Below are 21,074 nucleotides of genomic sequence, written 5' to 3' on the forward strand. Positions count from 1 at the left end.
TCTGGTACTCCCGGCTCTTAAAGAACTAAATCTGGATCCGGACTGCTGTCTGGGCATCTGTGTTGCAGCCAGCGGGATCGATTCCCCGTCAGATGAGCATGATTGCAGATCCAGCTTTGAGGAGATGGGATTTCCTCATGAAAGGCTGCTGGTGCTAAATGACTGCGAGGTTTTCCTTCACATGACAGAGGATCCGGCTTTGGTAGTCATATCAGGGACCGGTTCGGTATGCTTTGGGAGAGATAAAAAAGGAAGTATCTATCGAACCGGCGGCTGGAATCACATCATTAGCGATGAGGGAAGCGGGTTTGATATGGGGCTGAAAACCTTAAAAGCAGTAGGAGATGATCTGTCCGGACGAATCAAATGTCCCGTTCTCACACCTCTTATTATTAAGGAGACAGGACTTGATACGCTGGAGAAAATAGATGATTTTATCAATGCCAATCTTATGGAAAAGTCTGAGATCGCCAGATTATCCCTGTTTGCATATCAGGCGGCGGTCCTTGGTGATCATGAAGCCGTTCGCATTCACCGGGAATGCGGGGATGCCTTGTGGGGGCTTATTCGGGATACGAAAGCAAAGATGGCTGGAACGGGTCCTGCGGACAAGCGAAACCTCTGGCTCTGGGGCAGTGTTCTGGTTAAAAATGATATAATCCGGAGTATGGTGGAAGAGAAGGTCCTGGCAGAACTGCCGGGCACTGAGATCGGGATACCAAAGATGAACGCGCTGGATACGGCTCTTAAAGCCGCCAGAACACAGGAAACGGAAAGAAGAATTTTATAAAACGGATTGAAAGAGACGGGATCAGCTGAATCTTAAAAAACGGTGCCAGGATTTGCGTCCTGACACCATTTTTTTATAGTCTGTGCGCGGCAGCCTGCCACGATCTTATTAAGTCCTGCCGCTATCAATCAAAACAGAGAAAATGCCAAAAACAAGGAAGACATCAAAGAAGCTACCAGAGAAACCACGGTTATCTGTGTATTGATGGACGGGCCAGCCGTATCCTTGAAGGGATCACCAACCGTATCCCCTACGACAGCTGCCTTATGGGCTTCGCTTCCTTTTCCTCCATTTCCTCCGGCCTCAATGTATTTCTTTGCATTATCCCACAACCCTCCGGAATTGCTCATAAACAGGGCAAGCAAAAGACCGCTTATAATGTTTCCTGCAAGGTATCCTCCTACGGATTCAACGCCGCCTACAAACCCGACCACAATGGTCACGAGAATGCTGATGAGCCCGGCAGGAATCAGTTCCTTTAATGCACCATTGGTAGCAATATCAATGCATTTGTCATATTCCGGTACCACTCCCGGCTTGCCCTCCTTAAGTCCCTTGATTTCCCTGAACTGACGGTGGATTTCCGATACCATTCTCTGTGCATTACGGTCTACTCCAAGCATTAGCATAGCAGAGAAAATAGCGGGAACGGAAGCTCCCACCAGCATTCCGAAAAATACTGTGGGGTTGATAATATCGAATCCGGTAAGTACTGTAGTACCAGCTGCATCGTTTACCTCACTCATAAATGCACCTAGCAAGGAGATAATGGTCAATCCAGCTGCCGCAATGGCAAATCCTTTTGTTACTGCCTTTACTGTATTTCCAGCGCTGTCAAGCGAGTCTGTGATTTCAAGTGCTTCATCTCCTAAATCTCCCATCTCCACAAGTCCTCTGGCATTATCGGCAATTGGACCATACGCATCATTGGAGATGATCATGCCGACGATGGAAAGCATTCCAACTGCGGCCATAGAAATTCCAAACATTCCTGCAGTAGGATCCTCAGGAGCGATGGAAGCGCAGAGATTATAGGAAATCATGGCAGAAATACCGATTCCCACCATAGCAGGCAGTACACTTAAAAAGCCATAGGAAATACCGGAAAGAATGGTGAATGCAGGTCCTGACTCAGAGGCCTTTGCAACATTACGTACAGGCTTTTTATTATCATTTGTAAAGTAATCACTGGTAATTCCTATGATGACACCAACAAATAAGCCTATAGCCGTTGCTCCCCAGATACGCCAGTCAAACTGAAACACGATTGTCGCCCCGGCAGTAAGTACGGCAAATATGCCCGTGGTAAGATAAGTACTCATATTAAGAGCCATGGTAGGATCGCCCTTCTTTCCCATACGGGCGGCCATAACTCCTATGATCGAAGATAAAAGTCCCAGTGAAGCGTAGCAGAATACCATGGCTGCATAGTCGACTCCTATCTTTTTGCCCAGAGCGATAGCCATGACCAGGGCGGATACTGTGGAAGCCACGTTGGAATCAAAAAGATCCGCGCCCATTCCGGCAACATCTCCTACATTATCTCCAACATTATCGGCAATTACCGCCGGATTTCTGGGATCATCCTCAGGGATCCCAAGTTCTACCTTCCCCACAAGGTCTGCACTGATATCCGCAGTCTTTGTAAAAATACCGCCGCCTGCCTTGGCAAATAATGCCAGGGAGCTGGCACCAAAGCTAAAGCCCAATAGTGCAACGGAATCTCCGCTGATCATCATAACAAGAGTCACTCCTAAAAGTGAGCTTCCCACGACTGCCATTCCCATTACTGCACCGCCGCGGAATGCCGAGAGAAAAGAAGGCTTTAAGCCGCCTCTCTGAGCGGCTTCCGCCGTCTTAATGTTGGCTATGGTAGCTACCTGGATTCCTATTTTACCTGCGATGGCAGAAAAAACAGTTCCGCATAGGTATGCCAGAACAATGGTAAGGTTATGTAAAACCGTGCCTCCGCTCCAGATCGGAGCCGGAAGGAACAGAAAAATCAGAAGCGCTGCTCCCGCACAAAACTTCGATAAAACAATGTATTCTTTTTTTAAAAATGTATTTGCCCCCTGTCTGATGTAGCTCCCAACCTCTTTCACCCGTTGATTTGAAGATGGCTGTGCAGATACCCAGCGGTACAACCACACTGCAAAAGCAAACGCAAAAATAGAAACAAGAATGGAAATGATTAGAAATAAGCTTAAATTACCCATAACACCATTAACCTCCTACTTTCTTCAGTTTGAAAAAATTTGCTATTATTTCATTGTATATTTTATCACGATTTTTGTATATTTCAACATGAATGTTGTTAAGATTGTATAAAAATTTTAACATCTTTCATAACAGTAACCACTTCTTTTATTGAATTGGGATATGCATAAAAAATATTTGTGCAAATTGCACCTTTTGCTTGCAATTATAAGACATTTTTAGTAAAATATCGTTATAGACTTAAATACCGAACAGGAGGAATGTTTATGAACGTGTATGGAACCAAACAGATCCGTAACGTCGCCTTACTTGGGCACGGGGGCGCCGGTAAAACCACCCTGGCAGAGGCTATGGCGTTGATTACCGGAGCCATCAGCAGAATGGGAAAAGTTACCGATGGCAATACCATCAGCGATTATGACAAAGAAGAGATTAAGAGACAGTTCTCCATCTCTACTACCCTGATTCCTTTGGAGTATAAAGGAGAGGATGGCCCCATCAAGATCAACCTGCTTGATACTCCCGGATATTTTGATTTTGTTGGCGAAGTTGAAGAGGCCATCAGTGTTGCGGATGCAGCAGTAATAGTTGTGAATTGTAAGGCAGGTATTGAAGTTGGAACATTAAAGGCGTGGGAACTCTGCGAAAAGTACAAGCTTCCCAGACTTTTCTTTGTGACAAATATGGATGACGACCATGCAAGTTTCCGTGAATTGTTATTAAAGCTTGATAAAGAGTTCGGAAGAAAGATTGCGCCGTTCCACCTCCCGATTCGTGAAAACGAAAAGTTCGTAGGTTTTGTTAATATTGTAAAAATGGCAGGCCGGCGTTTTACCGTCAACAGTGATTATGAAGAATGTGAGATTCCTGAATATAGCCAGAAGAACCTGGGAATTGCCCGTGAAGCTCTTATGGAGGCCGTAGCAGAAACCAGCGAGGAATATATGGAACGCTATTTCTCCGGTGATGAGTTTACCCTTGATGAGATTTCTTCAGCCCTTCGGGAACATGTGATAAAAGGAAATATCGTTCCGGTCATGCTTGGTTCCGGAATTAACGCCCAGGGCGCCAAGATGGTGCTTCAGGCTATAGATAAGTATTTTCCGTCCCCCGACTATTTTGAGTGCATCGGCGTGGATATTTCCACGGGTGAGCGCTTTACAGCGAAATATAACGATCATGTGTCCCTGTCAGCCCGTGTGTTTAAGACGATTGTGGACCCGTTTATTGGAAAGTATTCCCTGTTAAAGATTTGTACCGGCACCTTAAAGCCTGATTCCGCCATCTATAACGTGAATAAGGATACAGAGGAAAAGGTCGGAAAGCTTTATGTGTTAAGAGGCAAGGAGGCCATTGAAGTTACGGAATTAAAAGCAGGAGACATCGGAGCAGTGTCAAAGCTTAACGTGACACAGACCGGTGATACCATAGCTCTCCGCTCTGCACCGATCGTCTATCATAAACCGGAGATATCCACTCCATATACGTATATGCGTTATAAGACCAGGACAAAGGGCGACGAAGATAAGGTTTCAAGCGCTCTGGCAAAGCTGACGGAAGAGGATTGGACCTTAAAGGCAGTCAATGATACGGAAAACCGCCAGTCTCTCCTTTATGCCATCGGCGACCAGCAACTGGAGGTGGTTGTAAGCAAGCTATTAAACCGCTATAAGGTTGACATTGAACTGAGTAAACCGAAATTTGCTTTCCGGGAAACCCTTCGTAAGAAAGTGGAAGTCCAGGGCAAGTATAAGAAACAGTCCGGCGGACACGGACAGTACGGCGATGTAAAGATGTCCTTTGAACCTTCCGGGGATTTAGAAACCCCTTATGTATTTGCTGAAAGCGTATTTGGCGGGGCTGTGCCGAGAAACTATTTTCCGGCAGTTGAAAAGGGAATCGCCGAGTGCGTCTTAAAAGGACCCCTTGCCGCTTATCCGGTAGTGGGATTAAAGGCTACGCTGACTGATGGTTCTTACCATCCGGTTGACTCTTCTGAGCTGGCCTTTAAGATGGCTGCAACCATGGCCTTTAAAAAGGGCTTTATGGAGGCAAATCCGGTTCTGCTTGAACCGATCGCATTCCTTAAGGTTACGGTACCGGATAAATTTACCGGAGATGTTATGGGAGATTTAAACCGAAGGAGAGGACGCGTTCTGGGAATGAATTCCAACCATAGCGGGAAGCAGGTCATTGAGGCGGATGTGCCTATGTCTGAGCTGTTCGGCTATAATACGGATCTGCGCTCCATGACCGGAGGCATCGGAACCTATGAATATGAATTCAGCCGCTATGAACTGGCCCCGGGAGATGTGCAGAAGAGAGAAGTAGAAGAAAGAGCATCAAAGATTGACAGGATAGAAGCTTAAATAAATCATAGGAAAACCCATTGCAGCGCCTGCTTGTATGCGCCTGCAATGGGTTTTTCTTATTACTGGATAAAGGTTCCGGACTTAATCTGCTCAGCGATTTCCTTATACTGGGCCTGAATATCTTCCGGTACAAGGCTTGAGAAAGTACCGATGTTAAGACAGCCGTTGCTTAAGTCCCCATAGATGGTTTTGTTACCGTAGGAACCAGATTCCACATCATTCATGCAGGCCTTAAGCAAGGCAGCGTTGTCGGTAACTACGGAACATATGATGATCTTGTTGTCGGCAGAACCTAAATCTCCAGGCTGTCCGATATCGTATCTGTTTTCAGAAGCTGCAAGAGCTTCACGGGCTCCGGTATCGACTGCAGATGCGTCGCCAAACATTACGTCTACATCATAGGTGGAAATCATAGAGGAAGCGATTTCCTTTCCTTTGGCCGTGTCGCTGAATGAACCTGCGTAAGCGGAGGAAACCTTGATATCCGGATTTATCTTTTGTGCAGCTTTTTCAAAGCATTCCAGTTTTGCCTTAGTCGTGTCCAGTTCCACACCGCCGATGAAGCCGATGCTGCCTGTTTTGCTCATAAGTCCTGCCAGTGCGCCTGCCATATAACCGATCTGCTTTGCATCCGGAAGTATAGAGGTGATGTTATCCGCTTCTACCGTCCCGTTTAACAAAGCAAAATTGATTTCGGGATATTCTTCTGCAACCTGCTTTACCGCATCGGTATACTGGTTGCCCGGAGCAAAGATAAGGCTATAGCCAAGTTCTGCATAATCTGTCATGACCGTTGCAAAATCTGCAGTAGCCACATTGTCGGTATACACAGTTTCCCAACCGCTTTCCCCGGCGGCACCAATCATTGCCTGGTAACAGCTTGCGCCCCAGCCTCCGTCAGAAACAGAGGAGTCCAGTATCATGGCCACCTTAAAATCATTGGCTTTCTCACTTTCAGCCGTAGCAGCAGTGGTTTCAGCAGCGGCGGTGGTACCTGCGGCAGCCGTTTCGGCCGAAGTTGGAGCGGCAGAACCTCCGCATGCCGACAAACTTATGGCTGTAAGGGCAGCGGCCAGAAGAAGAGAAGCAGTTTTCATAGTCCTTTTCATAATTAAATCCTCCTTTTTTGTATTTGAAGTAGTATATAACTTCAGGAAAAGATCCTGTAATTATCTTTATCGTTCTTCCCGGTAGTAAGGCTGCCCGTTTGCTTTGGGACCACTCTTTTTTATTCCGAAGAATGCCAGGACGAACAGAGTGCACAAATAAGGGATCATCTGTAAGATCTGGTAAGGGGTGGAGGGGCTTAAAAGCTGCAGGCGGATCTGCAGGGCATCGCAGAAGCCGAAGAGCAGGCAGGCAAGCAGTACACCCGAAGGCATCCAACGGCCGAAGATAACAGCGGATAAAGCAATGAAGCCACGCCCGGCAACGATTCCTTCCGAATAGGTGCTGGTATAGCAAATGGTTAAGTATGCACCGCCGATGCCGGCAAGGGCACCACAGATGATGCAGGCAATGTATTTTTGAAGGATCACATTGATTCCAAGTGTCTCGGCTGCCTTTGGAAATTCCCCGACTGCCTTAAAATTCAGTCCGGCTTTTGTCTGGTTTAAGAAAACAGCAGTGACCGGGACCAGAAGATAAGCAAAATATACCAGTGGAATATGGTTGAAAAAGACTGGCCCTGCAATCGGGATCTTGCTGAGCCCTGGGATAGGGATCGCTTTCATGGATACCCCCTGGATCAGTGTGGAGGTATCTGAAAATGACAGGCGGTAAATAAAGGAGGCCAGAGCCGGAGCAAAGATATTGAGGGCCATGCCGTATACAATCTGGGGAGCGCAGAGTTTAATGGTGCAAAAGGCATAGATCATATTGATGGCGATTCCGGATAAAGCGCCGGCTGCAATTCCTGTCATAGGACTTCCGGTACGAAAGCCGGCGAGGAAGCCTATTAAGGCGCCAAATGACATTATGCCATCCAGACCTATATTGACCATGCCTGCCCGTTCGGAATAGGTTTCCGCAAGAGCTACAAAAAGGATAGGGGTTGCCATACGGACCGTGGATAAAAGCAGTTCCACAAAAAAATTCCAATTGAAAAAAGCTTCCATTAGTTGTTTCCCTCCTTTTTTACGGGGTGTCTGCTAAAGTATTGTTTGATAGACGGCAGTTTAAGCAGAGCGGTACCAGCGACAGCAAATATAATGACAAGTGCCTGAATAATGTCGACGACTGCGGTAGGCACCTGCATTCCAGTCTGCAGAGTGCTTGCCCCCTTTCTCAGGACAGCAAAGATAAATGCAACGATTGCTGTTCCAATGGGGTTTAACTGAGCGATGAGCGCAATTGCCACACCATCAAAGCCATAACCCTGACCAAAGCCGTCCATCAGGCGGAGCTGCTTACCGTGAAGTTCTACACTGCCCCCCAGGCCGGCTGTCGCTCCGGAGATGATAAAGGAAAAGAGGATATACCGGTTTACCGGAAAGCCGTTAAAAAATGAGGCGGTTGCATTTAAGCCCACTGCCCGCAGCTTAAAGCCTTTGGAGGTGTGAAAAAGGAAGTAATAGCCTGCAAAAGCCAGGAAAAGTGCAATTCCGATTCCCCAGTGTACGGGAAAGCTTTTGGAAATAACGCCGATTTTCGTGCTGTCCGGAATGGCATAGGTCTGAGGAACGCTTCCGTCCCTTAGCAAAGTGGTGTAAACATAACCCATAAACAGAACTGCCACATAGTTCAGCATGATGCTGACGATCATTTCATTTAGTCCCCGGGTGATTTTTAAGATTCCGGGAATCGTCCCCCATATGGCACCGCTTGCTGTACCGATGAGCAGGCTCAAAAGAATACCTGGCATTCCTTCCATACCGGATTTAGTGACAAAGAAGATGCTTGCGATGGCACCTATCATAAACTGTCCCTCTCCTCCAAGATTAAAAACACCGCATTTATAAGAGATGGCAGCGGTCAGACCTGTGAAGATCAGCGGACAGGCGATGACCAGTGTCTGAGCGACTTTTCTGCTGCTTCCAAAAGCACCGGAAAATAAGTAACCGTATGCCTGGAGTGGATTCTTTCCTAGACATAGTATGATGATGCCTCCAATGACAAACGCGAACAGAATGGAAATGACCGGCACGATGACTTTCATCAGGTTATCTTTTTGTTTCATGTCCTAGTTCCCCCTTCCGGCCATAGCCAGTGAGATTTCTTCGATGGGCGGGTTGTCCCCGGCATAAATACCCATGACCCGGCCTTCAAACATAACAATAATCCGGTCGGAGAGATTTAAGATCTCATCAAAGTCCGCGCTGATTAAAAGGATGCCGCAGCCTTTGTCTCTGGCAGCGATCATGGTATCGTGAACATATCTGGCAGCCCCGATATCCAGTCCTCTGGTGGGATGGACCGCTATCAGAAGCTCCGGATCATTTTCCAGCTCTCTTGCCAGAATGATTTTCTGCTGGTTTCCGCCTGAGAGATTTCGGACCTCCTGTTCAATGGAAGCACAGCGAATGTCATTCTTTTTCTGCATGGAAAGAGCGAATGCTGTGATGGATTTACTTTTTAACAGTGCGCCGCGGCCATAGGAGAAACGCTTTTCTTCCGTGGACTTTAATACCAGGTTTTCCCGTACTGTCATATTGCCGACCAGTCCCATTTTGTTCCGGTCTTCCGGTACGTGGGAAACATGGGAAAGGATAAATCCGTTCGGAGCAAATTTAGAAACCCGGTCTGCTTTTAACGTTACAGTACCGGCATCCGGTGAGATGATTCCTGCAGCCAGCTGAGCAAGCTGGGATTGGCCGTTCCCATCGACTCCGGCAATGCCCAGAACCTCCCCCTTTTTTACGGTAAGGCTGACGTCATTTAAACCGCTGTGCTTGTGAAGCTTCTGGTAATCCACATGCGCTAAGTTCAGTACCCCGGCCCCAGGGGCTGTGACCTTCCGGTAGTGGCTTGGAACCATTTCCCGCCCGATCATTAAATTAGCCAGCTGAATACCGTCCGTTTTATCCTTGTCCAGAGTGGTAACTGTTTCTCCTGCCCGGAGTATGGTGATACGGTTACTGATGGCAAGTACTTCACGCATTTTATGGGAAATAAAGATAACAGATTTGTTTTCTCCTGTCAGCTTTCGGATGATGGCAAAGAGGCCTTCCGCCTCAATGTCAGTGAGTGCGGCCGTAGGCTCGTCCAGGATGAGAATTTCCGCCCCGCGGTATAGGGCTTTTAGAATTTCAACTCTTTGCTGGGCTCCGACGGAAATTTCTGTAACAGTTTTATCAAGCTCCACATCCAAACCATATTTTTGGGCCAGTTCAAGAATATCCTTTTTCAGCTGCTCCTTATCAATAAATATAGAAGAATCCTTTTTGCTGCCTAAAATAATATTCTCAAAGACAGTCATGGCTTCGACCAGCATGAAATGCTGATGTACCATACCAATTCCCAACCGGACGGCGGCCTTGGGAGAATCGATTTTTACCTTCTCTCCGTGCAGATAGATTTCCCCGCCGGTAGGCTGGTATAGGCCGATGAGAATATTCATCAGAGTGCTTTTTCCGGCCCCGTTTTCGCCTAACAGGGTATGTACCTCTCCTTCCTGTACTGAGAGATTGATGTTGCGATTTGCATATACTTCACCAAAACGCTTTGTGATATGTTCCATTTTCAGCAATTCTTTCATGGAATCCTCCTATCCTTTTATTTCCTTTATCAGGATTTCCTTGCAGTATGCAAAATACAAATCCAGGTCAAATGCCTGCTTATCTGCCAGAAACTGAACCGTAGCCCCTTCCAGCAGGGAGATTGCAATGCCTGAAAGCAGATTCTGTTTTAGGAGAGGCATTTCCGGCGCAAAATTTCCGATCATATCACGGATTTCCTGGCGCCAGCTTTCGTAGGAACGGCAGAATTCCCGGTGCATATCCGGTTCCAGACGTGACTGGTTCCAGAAATCCAGCTCTGCAATATCATACTTCTTTTCTCTTCGAATGGTATATATCTTTTGATTTATGAAAACGCCTAAGTGATCTTCGAGAGATAACCGGGATTCGGCTTTTAGAAGGCTGATGGAATGCTGACGGATTTCACGGTAGTGGTTTAAGACTTTTTTCTGGACGGCAAGGAGAAGATCCTTTTTACTGATGAAGTAGTATTGGATATTGGATTGAAACACATCAGCTTTTTCTGCGATCTGTCTCATTCTGAGTCCGCCTATGGTTTTTTCCTGAATGATATCAAGCGCGGCATCCAGTATCCGCTCTTCGGTGGAAGGTCCCCGGCGTCCTTTTGATTCCTGATTATTTGTTTTCATAAGCATTCCTCCATTTGGTCAGGTGAACAATTTCTTGCATTATACGGAAATGATTTTTGGGTGTCAACGATAAAAAGGAATAAATGCTAAAATAAAGTTAAGGATAAATAATATGAAACAAATCCATTTGAAACTAAGTTAAATTGGAAAAATAGTAAGGAAAAAAATATTTTTTAAAAGATTTGTGCAATAAGAAAAATGCGGTATGAGAGAATAGGGGACTAATATATTAGTGAGAAATTCGACATCATTATCATACTTTCGACGTTGTTAAAATGCAGAATTAATGAAGATTAAATCATAATATTTTGTAAATAATAACTAAAAATATTCCAAAAAAACTGGGATTATCCCCGTATACAATCTAATATTTTAGTACTAATATATTAGTATGAACGGTGGTTCGCTGCCGCTTAAGGGGTGGCGGAAAGCTTAAGTGGCTTTCTGCAGGTTTCTATAAACTTTATTTTTTAAAGGAGGGTTCATATGAACGTCAATGTTTTCATCGGCATTATCATGATTCTGTCTTTCCTGGGCATGGTATGGTATTGTGTAAAAGGGCTGAACCTCATGGTGGGATTTGCAGTCATGGCAACTTTCTGGACAGCGCTTGCGTTGGTGGGAAATTCCATTTCACCCAATTCCGCTATGGAAGGCAAGTCATTTATTGATGTACTGACCTACGTTTATGCGGATGGTCCGGCCGGATATGCAAAATCTATCCTGGTCAACGTATTCTTCGGAGCATTCTTCGGCAGAGTTCTGGTAGAAACGGGAATTGCATCAACACTTATCCGTAAGGTGGTTGAGCTGGGAGGAGACAAACCGAGGATCACCATGGGATTGTTATGTATCGTTACGGCAATTATCTTTATGTCCATGACAGGGATTGGTCCTGTAATCTCCATTGCGGTTATCGTGCTTCCGATCATGCTGTCGCTGGGCGTGCCGGCACCTGTTGCCATGTTCAGCTTTATGGGTTCCATTATGGCCGGTATCTTTGGCAATATTGTAAACTTCAAACAGTATCAGACGATTTATGCAGGCTTTAACCCTGCTGCGGAAAACTATACTTACAATGATTATTTCCAGATGGGCGTTATCTGTATGGTAGTCGCGCTGGTGGTGGTGCTGATCGTAGCCAACATTTTCATGAGCAAAAAGGCGGCTCATGCCTGGGCGGCAAAATCTTTTACCGTAAGCGATAATGCTCCGGCCATTTCCTGGATTTCCGTAATTCTTCCGGTTCTGGGTGTTGTGGTTTTTCAGATCCCGATCATCCTTGGATTCTGCCTTGCCGGTATTTATGCACTTATAACCACTGGAAAGCTGAAAGGAACCTATTCTGATATCTGCCGGCTTTTTGCTAAGCTGTTTACCGATGGTTCCATTGATGTTGCTCCTATGATCGGCTTTTTGCTTACCCTGTCCATGTTCAACAACGCTGCTGCATATGCCGCACCGTATTTTACTGCGATTCTGGGAGGTTTTGTTCCGAGGAGCGCTTTGGTCCTTGCTCTTATTTTTGCAATCCTGACTCCTCTGGGCTTCTTTAGAGGTCCTTTGAACCTTGTTGGATGCGGAACTGCGATTCTGGCGGTTGTCATTGCCGCACTTCCGGACGCACCCGTTGCATTCTTATATCCTCTGTTTGCTATCACGACCATTGCACCGCAGCATCTGGACATTACCCAGTCCTGGGTAGCCTGGGGCTTTGGCTATACAAAGGTTTCGACAAAAGATTATATGAAGATGTCCATACCTACAGGATGGATCGTCGGCTTTATCTGCTGTATTCTTGCCTTTGTCCTTTACGGTGGTTTAATGTAATATAATATGAAATAAATACGGAACTGGCAGGGAATACTGCCAGTTCCCTCTTTAGAAAGGAATGGTCATAATGGGAAGATCAGTAAGAATGGGCATCGATGTGGGAGGCACTCATACAAAGGCGGTTGCCATTGATAATGCCACCCATGAAATTATTGGAAAGTCCTCAGTGAAGACAACCCATGACGATCCCAGAGGCGTTGCGGCAGGAGTGGTGAAATCCTTCCAAAATTGTCTGCGCGAAAATCATATCAGCCCGGAAGATGTAGTATTCGTCGCTCACTCTACAACACAGGCTACCAATGCGCTGATCGAGGGGGATGTGGCTGCAGTGGGCGTTATCGGCATGGCAAAGGGCGGCCTGGAAGGAATCCTTGCAAAAAAGCAGGCAAGACTTGCGGATATTGATCTGGGAAATCATAAGAAAATCAAAATTATCAATGATTTTCTGAATATTAAAAAAATGGATAAGTCCGTAGTGGAAAAAACCATTGGAGAGATGCAGAAAGCAGGAGCAGAGGTATTTGTTTCTTCCATGGCTTTTGGGGTAGACGACGGAGGGCCGGAGCAGGAGGTCTACGAGGCGGCCAGCGAAAGAGGCATCCCCACTACCATGGCCTCCGATATTACCAAGCTTTACGGGCTTACCAGACGGACAAGAACCGCTGCCATCAATGCCTCCATCCTTCCCAAGATGCTGGATACTGCCAATTCTACAGAGGACTCCGTAAGAGAGGCGGGGGTGTATGTGCCGCTGATGATTATGAGAGGCGACGGCGGGGTAATGGAAATCTCAGAAATGAAGAAGCGTCCCGTTCTGACCATGCTGTCAGGGCCTGCTGCCTCCGTGATGGGTTCACTCATGTATCTTCGTGCATCCAACGGCGTTTATTTTGAGGTGGGAGGAACCACCACCAACATCGGCGTCATTAAAAACGGGCGTCCTGCCATTGATTACTCCATTGTCGGCGGACATCCTACTTATATCTCTTCTCTTGATGTACGGGTTCTGGGCGTAGCCGGTGGGTCTATGGTACGGGCGAATAAGCAGGGGGTTCTGGATGTAGGTCCCCGTTCTGCTCATATTGCAGGACTGGATTATTCCGTGTTTATGGATCCGGCTAAGATCAAAGGACCAAAGGTGGAGTTCTTTTCACCCAAGCCCGGTGATCCTGCCGATTATGTCAGGATCCGGCTGGAGGACGGTTCTGCGGTTACGCTTACCAATTCCTGCGCAGCCAATGTGCTGGGACTGGTAAAGCCGGAGCATTTTTCTTACGGAAATGTGGAAGCTGCCAGAAAGGCCATGGCGGCCTTAGCTGATTACTGCGGAACCACGGTGGAAGATATTGCAAAGCAGATCATGGAAAAGGCCTATGCAAAGATTGAACCGGTCATACTGGAACTGGCGGAGAAATATAAGCTGGAAAAGGATCAGATCTCCCTGGTCGGCGTAGGCGGAGGAGCTGCTTCCCTGATTATCTATTTTAGTGAAAAGATGGGCGTTAAGTATTCCATACCGGAAAATGCAGAAGTCATTTCTTCCATTGGTGTTGCTCTTTCCATGGTGCGGGATGTGGTGGAACGCATTATACCTACTCCATCTAAGGAAGATATCCGTGCCATTAAGAATGAGGCATTAAACAAGGCCATTGAGTCCGGAGCAACCGCGGAATCAGTAGAAATCCACATTGAGATTGATTCTCAGACCTCCAAGGTAACGGCGATTGCGACCGGATCCACAGAGGTTAAAACAGCGGATCTTTTAAAGGAATGCGATGAAACGGAAGCCAGACATCTGGCTGCCCAGGATATGCGGATTATAGATGAGGAAACAAAGCTGCTGGCAAGTTCGGATTACTTCTATATTTACGGGGAAAAGGTGGAGGACGACTCTCCCGGTGCCATACGTATCGTTGATAAAAAGGGTTTTATTAAGGTGCAGAGAGGAAGAGGTATGTGCCGGAAGGTCAAAGCGGCAGATTATCTGGAAGCGTTAAAACAGCTTTGGGATGATATGGCTGTTTACCAGACGGACCTGATTATAAGGCCGGATTTTTACATTTGTATGGGTGCCCGGGTCACGGATTTTGCTGCACAGGATTTTGAACAGCTGGAACTTTTGATCGATCTGGAGGTATCATCTTTGGAGCCAGAGGATGAAATTATGATTGTTGGAGCCAATGTAAAACAGAATTAATTGTATGGAGACGGATATGTCGGAGATGATATTGCGGGAAATGGCAGAAAGCCTTGCGCAGGTGGATGATCTGTCCTGGGGAATGTATGCATTCTCCAGGGACATCCTGCGTGACAAAGTCAGCGAATCGGAAAAAAAGAGGATGATTGAACAGGCGATCTGCTGCGGATATGAAATGGCAGATCAGGTTATGAGCAGTCTGGGAACCTGGGATCCCTGGGAACTGGCGGAAAAATTAAAACTAAACGTGGAGTACGCGGACAGTGGGCAGATAGCAGACAGTGTGTTATTTGCTCTTTTTACCCCTCCTGACCAGATACAGATCATGAAGGAACCCATAGAGCTGGCGGCGAAAAATGGCCTGTTTGAAGGCCTGTTGACCATGGAACAGATTGAAAGGCTGATCCTGGGACATGAGATTTTTCATTTCCTTGAGGAAGAGGAGGAAGGAATCTATACCAGAAGGGAAAAAGTGATTCTGTGGAAACTGTTCGGCTACAAGAGTAAATCAACCGTCAGGGCGTTATCTGAGATTGCCGGCATGTATTTTTCCAAGAAAATAAATGGATTTCTTTATTCACCATTTGCTCTTGATATTCTTTTGTATTATAATTATAATTCAAACGAAGCCCTGAAGATGTACAGGGAAGTATTAAGTTATTAACAGGAGGCATTCATGGGCGTCATAGAAAATAACCAGGAAGATACCATTTATGATGTATTGAGATCCGATATACTGGATTTGAAGCTGCGCCCTGGAATGATATTCAGCATCAAGGACATCAGCGAGTCCTATGAGGTTGGAAGAACTCCGGTCAGGGATGCATTAATCAGCCTTTCCAAGGAGGGACTCATTACATTTCTTCCCCAGCGCGGAACCATGATATCTAAGATTGATTATGATAAGGTGCGCAATGAGCGGTTTCTGAGGATTTGCGTGGAAGAAAATGTGATGCTGGAATTTATGGCGGTATGTAATTTAAAGGCGATCACCGCATTGGAAATGTCTTTGGACAGACAGGAGCAGCTTGAAAAAACAAAAGATATCCGGGCGTTTCGGGCAGAGGATATGTATTTTCATTCCATCTTTTATGAAGGAGCCAACAAGGGATACTGCAATGATATACTGGCGGCAAACTCCGGCCATTACAGAAGAATCCAGATGCTTGCCATGGCGGACTCCGGAATTGAACCTGGGGTTGTAAAGCAGCATAGAGAAATGGTGGATGCCATCCTTGCAAAGGATTCTGAACAGCTTCATGGAGTTTTAAACCATCATCTGAACCGTCTGATCAGCAAGGAACGGCCTCTGGTATCCAAATATCCGGACTTGTTTGATCGTGAAAATAAAGAAATAAGAAGAGAACCGGATGAGCTGGGCATTGACTTTCTGGTGGATACAAAACTGAAATATCATGCATAGCCCGGATCCGGTTTGAAATAGCATTTAAAGCACGGTCATCCCCAACTCTGTGATCTCACACCCGCCCCTGGTGCGGTTTATTTTAATGAGGCCTTCGTCGGAAAGCTCCTTTAATATGGAACGCAGCTTTCCCTCGCTTAAATCGTTTCCCCGCCTTGCGAGCGCTTCCTTTATGCTGGAGCGGCCGATACGGGGAGAAGCGGCAATCAGGGAGAGAATGGAATTTTTAACGGCACTCTGCCTTGCCAGGGGCTTTTTCAGCCTCTTTCTGATGTAGGAGGGAAGCTGGGAGAGAATCAGGGGGTGGGCCGCATAATTGGTGAAAAAGAAACGGGTTAAGTTTAGGAGCTCCTGAACATTTCCGGGATAATCATAGCTTAATAAGAATTCCATCAGGCTGGGGGAAATGATATCCTTTAAGCGGAGGTTGGAATCGTGAAATAAGTTTTGAAAGAAATGTTCCATTAATACAGGAATGTCGTTCCTGCGTTCCCGCAAGGGGATAGTATCGATGGAAGCCGTGTTCAGCAGGAAGAACAGCTCTTCCCGGAACGTGCCCTTTAAGACATCTTCATAAAGGTCATGGCCGGCTGTTGCTATTATTCGGAAGTTGGAAGAAGGAGGGGACTGAAAGCCTCCGCTTTCCTGACTGCCGTGCTGAAGGACCTCGATGAGGAAATCCTGCATTTCCAGAGAAAGGTACTCTGCCCGGTCTATGAGCAGGGTGCCTTTCTCTGCGGAACTGAGAATTCCGGCCAGTTGGGGGCTGGTTGTACCTGGAAGAACTGCAAAGGGCTGCTGCCTTCGGTTGGATGCCCGGTGAATGGCTTCAGCGATCATCTTTTTCTGGGTTCCGCTTTCTCCCTGGATCAGCACAGGGAAGTCATAGAGGGCCAGTCTTCTGGCATATTCCAGCATGTTTTTTACTAAAACCTGATTGGTCAGTATATTTGAAAAACCATTGCTTAACAGCCGGGCCTCCATATGGTCCGTCCGCCTGCCATGCAGCTCTTTTTCCTGTTCCGGGGTAAGGGGTATTTTTTTGCTTGTAACCAGGTAAAGAGGAGGGTGATTGGGAAGCGAAAGCTCCAGGATGCTTATGGACAAGGGGCTTCCGCTTTTGCTTTCCAACTGGTAATCTGTGCTCTGGCAGAACGGAAGGCCGGAATAAACGTCAGGAAGCAGGGCGGAAAGGGATTTTCCGCAGGCGTTTGCTTCCGGTGTATCAAGATCCAGGGAAAACTGCCGGTTCAGCATGGTGATCTCACCCTCTGAGGACATTAAGCAGATTCCTGCGGGCAGGTTTTGAATGACTGCCTGCAGAAGCTGGTGGGAAAAAATGTAATTGCTGTAATAGGTTTCGGTCAGCTTGGTGATTTGCAGGATGCGGTTGATGTAGCCCTGAGTGATCTGGTTGGAAAGGCTGGCCGGCAGATGGAAGCAGACACACAATTCGTTGATGGTTGAAATGTCTATGATACGGTTCCCAATGTTAATGACATTTTTTATATGAGCAGGCACAAGCTGGGGTTCCCCCACAGTCACAGCGTATTGTATGGTTTCATCAGACTCACCGCAGCCCGGATAATAGGGGATAAACTGGTACTGGGTGATTCCGGCATCCCGAAACTGCTGGATAAGGATGGGAATGGATTCGTAGGTATCGTTGACCAGATAGACCCTTTCTCCCGGAGGGATGCGGATGATCTGATCCAGAAAGGCATGGTTGAATGTGCGGGTGCAGACAAACTGGGCCACACCGGCAGAGACCGGAAGGGGGAATTCATCTTGCACGCGGTCGCTGGAGAATAAGATGCACTGGTAGCCTGTGATCTGGGAGGGTGTATGGACCTGGTATAGGTCAATGGTGTCAAAAGAGATATATCTGCCTAATATGGAATGAAGATAGGATTGAAATTCCAGACGTATGGCAGCACTTATACATACGATCAAAGCGTGGTATCTAGGTGATTTTTCCATGGTGTTCCGGCCTCCTATTGAGATTATTGGGTATATTGTATCAATAAAGTCCGTCTTAAACAACCTAAATGATTTATAATCTTAATTTCTAAAGTGTCAGCGATGAAAAAGCCTGATATTTATTTGACAACTCATAAATGTAACATATAAAATGATGAAAAAGCAAGGAAGCTTAAGGAACAGTAGCTTACCTTGCTTTTTTGTATATGTCAGAAAATGAGGAGGAAATGCGATGAAGAAAAGAAGATGGAAGCTGTTGACGGCTGCGGCCCTGGTAGTATCGATGATGGTACTTACAGCCTGCGGCTCTTCGTCAGGTACGAAGCAGAGCGCAGGAACAGAAAGCCCGCCAGGAACCGCAGAAACAACTGCTGCGGCCGCAGCAGAGGGGGAATCGGTTTCTCAGGATACGGATATCACGGCGGCGGTTAGAGTTGATTTTACTACCATGGACCCTATGGACACCAGCGATACCCTTTCCGGCGGTATCCAGCGTATGATTATGGATGGGTTGTTCGGCTTTGATGATGATATGAAAATTTACCCTATGCTTGCCACTGGCTATGAAGCCAATGAGGATGCCACGGAGTTTACCATCACCCTAAGAGAGGGCATTTCTTTTACGGACGGGACTCCCTGGGATGCGGATGCAGCCATCGCAAACTTTACCAAGTGGGGAGATAAGACTCTTGGATTAAAGCGTACCACATTCTTAAGCAATACATTGGATCATGTGGATAAGATTGATGACTATACCATTAAGGTTACTTTAACCTCACCTTTCGGCGCATTTATCAATAACCTTGCTCATCCGGCCTGTGTTATCATGAGTCCCAGGCAGATCGAAGCAGGTCCGGAGGTATGCGCCCAGGCTCCGGTAGGTACGGGACAGTATAAATATGTGGAATGGGTGGCAGGCGATCATTTGACATTGGAACTAAATAAGGACTGGTGGGGCTACGACGCAGATATCTGCGGAGGAACTGCTTTGGCTGATAAAGATGCCGGCTTTAAATCCATAACCTTTAAACCCGTGGGAGAGGATGCCACCCGTGTGGCTATGATCCAGTCCGGGGATGCCCAGATTATATGGCCGGCTCCCACGGAAAGCGTTGAGGCATTAAAGACAGATTCCAATGTGTCAGTATATCAGGGCGAAGGCATTGTGGTATGGTATTTCATGATGAACAACCAGAAGGCTCCGTTTAATGATGTAAGGGTACGCCAGGCAGTAAGCTATGCCATCAATAAGGATGCTTATGTTTCCGTCGTTATGAACGGATTGGGAACGCCTGCAACGTCTATCATTGGTCCGGCAGTACAGTACTATAAAGGAAATGATCCCCTTGCCTATGACCCGGTAAAAGCGAAAGAGCTTTTGGCAGAGGCCGGATATGCGGATGGATTTACAACCAGTCTCATGTATCAGAATACTTCCGCCAATCAGAAAAAGGCAGAGTTCTACAAGCAGCAGCTTGCCGAGGTCGGCATTAATCTGGAATTAAACGGAATGGAAAGTGCTATCGTCAATGAAAAGATACAGGGAGCTACCGGCCCGGGTTCTGAGGTAGAGGTGGAGTGCTATTTATCCGGCTGGTCTCCTTCCACAGGTGATGCGGATTGGGGGATCAGACCTTTGCTTGCCAAGGAATCAGAACCGCCTATGAGTTATAACATGTGTTATTATGAAAATGACGAATTGGAAGAGTACATAAAGGCAGGTCTTGAAAGTGCGGATGATTCGGTCCGTAAGGAGGCTTATGCGAAAGCCCAGGATATTATATGGAAGGATGTGCCCATGGTATGTGTTTCGTTGGATTACAATACATGGGTGACCGGCAGTAAGGTGTCGGATGTAAAGATTTATCCGGATGGTGCCATTAACATGAAGAATGCTAAAATGTCCAAGTGATTTGGTGCGGTATCATTGATGCGGCGGGGGTGTCCTGTTACCAGGGCACCTTTGCCGTATTACCCCATAGAACCAAAGGAGATGAAAGAGGATGCTGAAATATACCTTCCGGCGTGTGCTGGGAACGATCCCCACGCTGATTATTGTAATAACCTTTGTTTTTTTCTTTGTAAGGCTGATTCCCGGTGATCCTGCCAGGCTGGTGGCGGGAGAACAGGCAACGCAGCAGGATGTGGAGGCAGTCAGGGTGCAGCTTGGTCTGGACCGGCCCATGGCAGTTCAGTATATCCGCTATATCGGAGGACTCTTAAAAGGGGATCTGGGTAATTCCCTGCGGACCAAACGTCCGGTTGCGGTTGAAATCGGGACCAGATATAGGAATACCCTTGCCCTTACTGCCACAAGCCTTGTCTGGAGTACCCTTGCCGGAGTGCTTTTTGGCGTATGGTCCGGTAAAAACAGGGGTAAATGGCAGGATTATACAGGTATGACCGTTGCGGTTTCCGGAATTTCCCTGCCTGCATTCTGGGTGGGATTTCTCCTGATCATGATATTTTCCGTAAAGCTCCGCTGGTTTCCCACCACAGGAGCCGGCAGCTTTAAAAATCTGGTTCTGCCCTCCATCACATTGGGCATCAGCATAGCGGCAGTGATCGCAAGGTTCACAAGATCTTCAATTATAGAGGTTTTAAAAGAGGATTATATCCGGACAGCCAGAGCAAAAGGGCTTAAAGAGAAGGCTGTAACCTGGAGACATGCGTTTCGGAATTCCATGATATCAGTGGTTACGGTAGTAGGGCTCCAGTTCGGTTATCTCCTTGGAGGCTCCGTGGTTACGGAAGCGGTATTCGCTTATCCTGGTCTGGGATCTCTTCTTATTGAATCCGTCAATTACCGGGATTATCCTGCCATTCAATCCCTGATCCTTATTTTTTCTCTGCAGTTTATTATCATCAACCTGGTTGTAGACATCCTTTATGCGGTCCTCAACCCGGAAATCAAGCTTGGTTAAGGGAGGTTACAA

15 protein-coding genes are annotated in these 21,074 nt (G+C 46.7%); 8 read left to right on the plus strand and 7 right to left on the minus strand.

All coding sequences use genetic code 11. From position 1 onward, the window contains the following. On the plus strand, positions 1 to 790 hold a 790-nt coding region (locus tag RT269_RS11520), incomplete at its 5' end, for a BadF/BadG/BcrA/BcrD ATPase family protein (RefSeq protein WP_313182752.1). 128 nt (positions 791 to 918) lie between these two features. Here the strand turns inward: RT269_RS11520 and RT269_RS11525 are convergent. Beyond that, the gene (locus RT269_RS11525; protein ID WP_313182753.1) at positions 919 to 3,006 is read right to left on the minus strand and encodes a sodium-translocating pyrophosphatase; all 2,088 of its coding nucleotides are present in this window, start codon (positions 3,004 to 3,006) and stop codon (positions 919 to 921) included. 267 nt (positions 3,007 to 3,273) lie between these two features. Between RT269_RS11525 and RT269_RS11530 the strand changes: the two genes are divergently transcribed. Next, positions 3,274 to 5,376 carry an elongation factor G gene (locus tag RT269_RS11530; RefSeq protein WP_313182755.1) on the plus strand — a complete coding sequence of 701 codons (2,103 nt, stop codon included), beginning with the start codon at positions 3,274 to 3,276 and terminating at the stop codon, positions 5,374 to 5,376. A 62-nt stretch (positions 5,377 to 5,438) separates the two neighbouring features. Here RT269_RS11530 and RT269_RS11535 read toward each other — a convergent pair whose 3' ends face one another. From RT269_RS11535 to RT269_RS11555, 5 genes are all read right to left on the minus strand, one after another. Beyond that, on the minus strand, positions 5,439 to 6,488 hold the full coding sequence (locus tag RT269_RS11535) for a BMP family protein (protein WP_313182757.1): 1,050 nt from the start codon (positions 6,486 to 6,488) through the stop codon (positions 5,439 to 5,441). 66 nt (positions 6,489 to 6,554) lie between these two features. Beyond that, complete coding sequence (locus RT269_RS11540; RefSeq protein ID WP_313182759.1) at positions 6,555 to 7,496, minus strand: ABC transporter permease; 942 nt, start codon at positions 7,494 to 7,496, stop codon at positions 6,555 to 6,557. Continuing rightward, positions 7,496 to 8,557, minus strand: a complete 1,062-nt coding sequence (locus RT269_RS11545) for an ABC transporter permease (RefSeq protein ID WP_313182761.1) — start codon at positions 8,555 to 8,557, stop codon at positions 7,496 to 7,498. Before RT269_RS11545 ends, RT269_RS11540 begins: the two co-directional genes overlap by 1 nt. A gap of 3 nt (positions 8,558 to 8,560) precedes the next feature. Then, positions 8,561 to 10,075 carry an ABC transporter ATP-binding protein gene (locus tag RT269_RS11550; RefSeq protein WP_313182762.1) on the minus strand — a complete coding sequence of 505 codons (1,515 nt, stop codon included), beginning with the start codon at positions 10,073 to 10,075 and terminating at the stop codon, positions 8,561 to 8,563. Between the two features lie 9 nt (positions 10,076 to 10,084). Continuing rightward, positions 10,085 to 10,705, minus strand: a complete 621-nt coding sequence (locus tag RT269_RS11555; protein ID WP_313182764.1) for a TetR/AcrR family transcriptional regulator — start codon at positions 10,703 to 10,705, stop codon at positions 10,085 to 10,087. Positions 10,706 to 11,191: 486 nt separating this feature from the next. Here RT269_RS11555 and RT269_RS11560 point away from each other — a divergent pair, with 486 nt between their 5' ends. The 4 genes from RT269_RS11560 to RT269_RS11575 all read left to right on the plus strand — a co-directional run bounded on the left by RT269_RS11560 (position 11,192) and on the right by RT269_RS11575 (position 16,158). Then, complete coding sequence (locus tag RT269_RS11560) at positions 11,192 to 12,535, plus strand: citrate transporter (protein WP_313182765.1); 1,344 nt, start codon at positions 11,192 to 11,194, stop codon at positions 12,533 to 12,535. A 70-nt stretch (positions 12,536 to 12,605) separates the two neighbouring features. Beyond that, positions 12,606 to 14,735, plus strand: a complete 2,130-nt coding sequence (locus RT269_RS11565; protein ID WP_313182766.1) for a hydantoinase/oxoprolinase family protein — start codon at positions 12,606 to 12,608, stop codon at positions 14,733 to 14,735. A gap of 16 nt (positions 14,736 to 14,751) precedes the next feature. Then, positions 14,752 to 15,399, plus strand: coding sequence for a hypothetical protein (locus tag RT269_RS11570; protein WP_313182767.1), 648 nt, complete (start codon positions 14,752 to 14,754; stop codon positions 15,397 to 15,399). Positions 15,400 to 15,411: 12 nt separating this feature from the next. Next, positions 15,412 to 16,158: a GntR family transcriptional regulator gene (locus tag RT269_RS11575; RefSeq protein WP_313182769.1), complete on the plus strand. Its 747-nt coding sequence runs from the start codon at positions 15,412 to 15,414 to the stop codon at positions 16,156 to 16,158. 24 nt (positions 16,159 to 16,182) lie between these two features. On the opposite strand, the gene RT269_RS11580 is transcribed toward RT269_RS11575, so the two are convergent. Continuing rightward, positions 16,183 to 18,138 carry a sigma 54-interacting transcriptional regulator gene (locus tag RT269_RS11580; protein ID WP_313182771.1) on the minus strand — a complete coding sequence of 652 codons (1,956 nt, stop codon included), beginning with the start codon at positions 18,136 to 18,138 and terminating at the stop codon, positions 16,183 to 16,185. A gap of 232 nt (positions 18,139 to 18,370) precedes the next feature. Between RT269_RS11580 and RT269_RS11585 the strand changes: the two genes are divergently transcribed. Both RT269_RS11585 and RT269_RS11590 read left to right on the plus strand, forming a co-directional pair. Next, a complete protein-coding gene (locus tag RT269_RS11585) occupies positions 18,371 to 20,050 on the plus strand; it encodes an ABC transporter substrate-binding protein (protein ID WP_313182772.1) in 1,680 nt (559 codons plus the stop codon). Positions 20,051 to 20,141: 91 nt separating this feature from the next. Beyond that, positions 20,142 to 21,062 carry an ABC transporter permease gene (locus RT269_RS11590; RefSeq protein ID WP_313182773.1) on the plus strand — a complete coding sequence of 307 codons (921 nt, stop codon included), beginning with the start codon at positions 20,142 to 20,144 and terminating at the stop codon, positions 21,060 to 21,062. Positions 21,063 to 21,074: the final 12 nt, after the last annotated feature.

This window comes from Lacrimispora sp., from assembly GCF_032078915.1.
GTDB lineage: Bacteria > Bacillota > Clostridia > Lachnospirales > Lachnospiraceae > Lacrimispora.

Bases quoted from the DNA above. Each gene is read 5' to 3' on its own strand.
- RT269_RS11525 (WP_313182753.1), bottom strand. From the start codon at position 3,006: ATGGGTAATTTAAGCTTATTTCTAATCATTTCCATTCTTGTTTCTATT.
- RT269_RS11530 (WP_313182755.1), top strand. From the start codon at position 3,274: ATGAACGTGTATGGAACCAAACAGATCCGTAACGTCGCCTTACTTGGG.
- RT269_RS11535 (WP_313182757.1), bottom strand. From the start codon at position 6,488: ATGAAAAGGACTATGAAAACTGCTTCTCTTCTTCTGGCCGCTGCCCTT.
- RT269_RS11540 (WP_313182759.1), bottom strand. From the start codon at position 7,496: ATGGAAGCTTTTTTCAATTGGAATTTTTTTGTGGAACTGCTTTTATCC.
- RT269_RS11545 (WP_313182761.1), bottom strand. From the start codon at position 8,557: ATGAAACAAAAAGATAACCTGATGAAAGTCATCGTGCCGGTCATTTCC.
- RT269_RS11550 (WP_313182762.1), bottom strand. From the start codon at position 10,075: ATGAAAGAATTGCTGAAAATGGAACATATCACAAAGCGTTTTGGTGAA.
- RT269_RS11555 (WP_313182764.1), bottom strand. From the start codon at position 10,705: ATGAAAACAAATAATCAGGAATCAAAAGGACGCCGGGGACCTTCCACC.
- RT269_RS11560 (WP_313182765.1), top strand. From the start codon at position 11,192: ATGAACGTCAATGTTTTCATCGGCATTATCATGATTCTGTCTTTCCTG.
- RT269_RS11565 (WP_313182766.1), top strand. From the start codon at position 12,606: ATGGGAAGATCAGTAAGAATGGGCATCGATGTGGGAGGCACTCATACA.
- RT269_RS11570 (WP_313182767.1), top strand. From the start codon at position 14,752: ATGTCGGAGATGATATTGCGGGAAATGGCAGAAAGCCTTGCGCAGGTG.
- RT269_RS11575 (WP_313182769.1), top strand. From the start codon at position 15,412: ATGGGCGTCATAGAAAATAACCAGGAAGATACCATTTATGATGTATTG.
- RT269_RS11580 (WP_313182771.1), bottom strand. From the start codon at position 18,138: ATGGAAAAATCACCTAGATACCACGCTTTGATCGTATGTATAAGTGCT.
- RT269_RS11585 (WP_313182772.1), top strand. From the start codon at position 18,371: ATGAAGAAAAGAAGATGGAAGCTGTTGACGGCTGCGGCCCTGGTAGTA.
- RT269_RS11590 (WP_313182773.1), top strand. From the start codon at position 20,142: ATGCTGAAATATACCTTCCGGCGTGTGCTGGGAACGATCCCCACGCTG.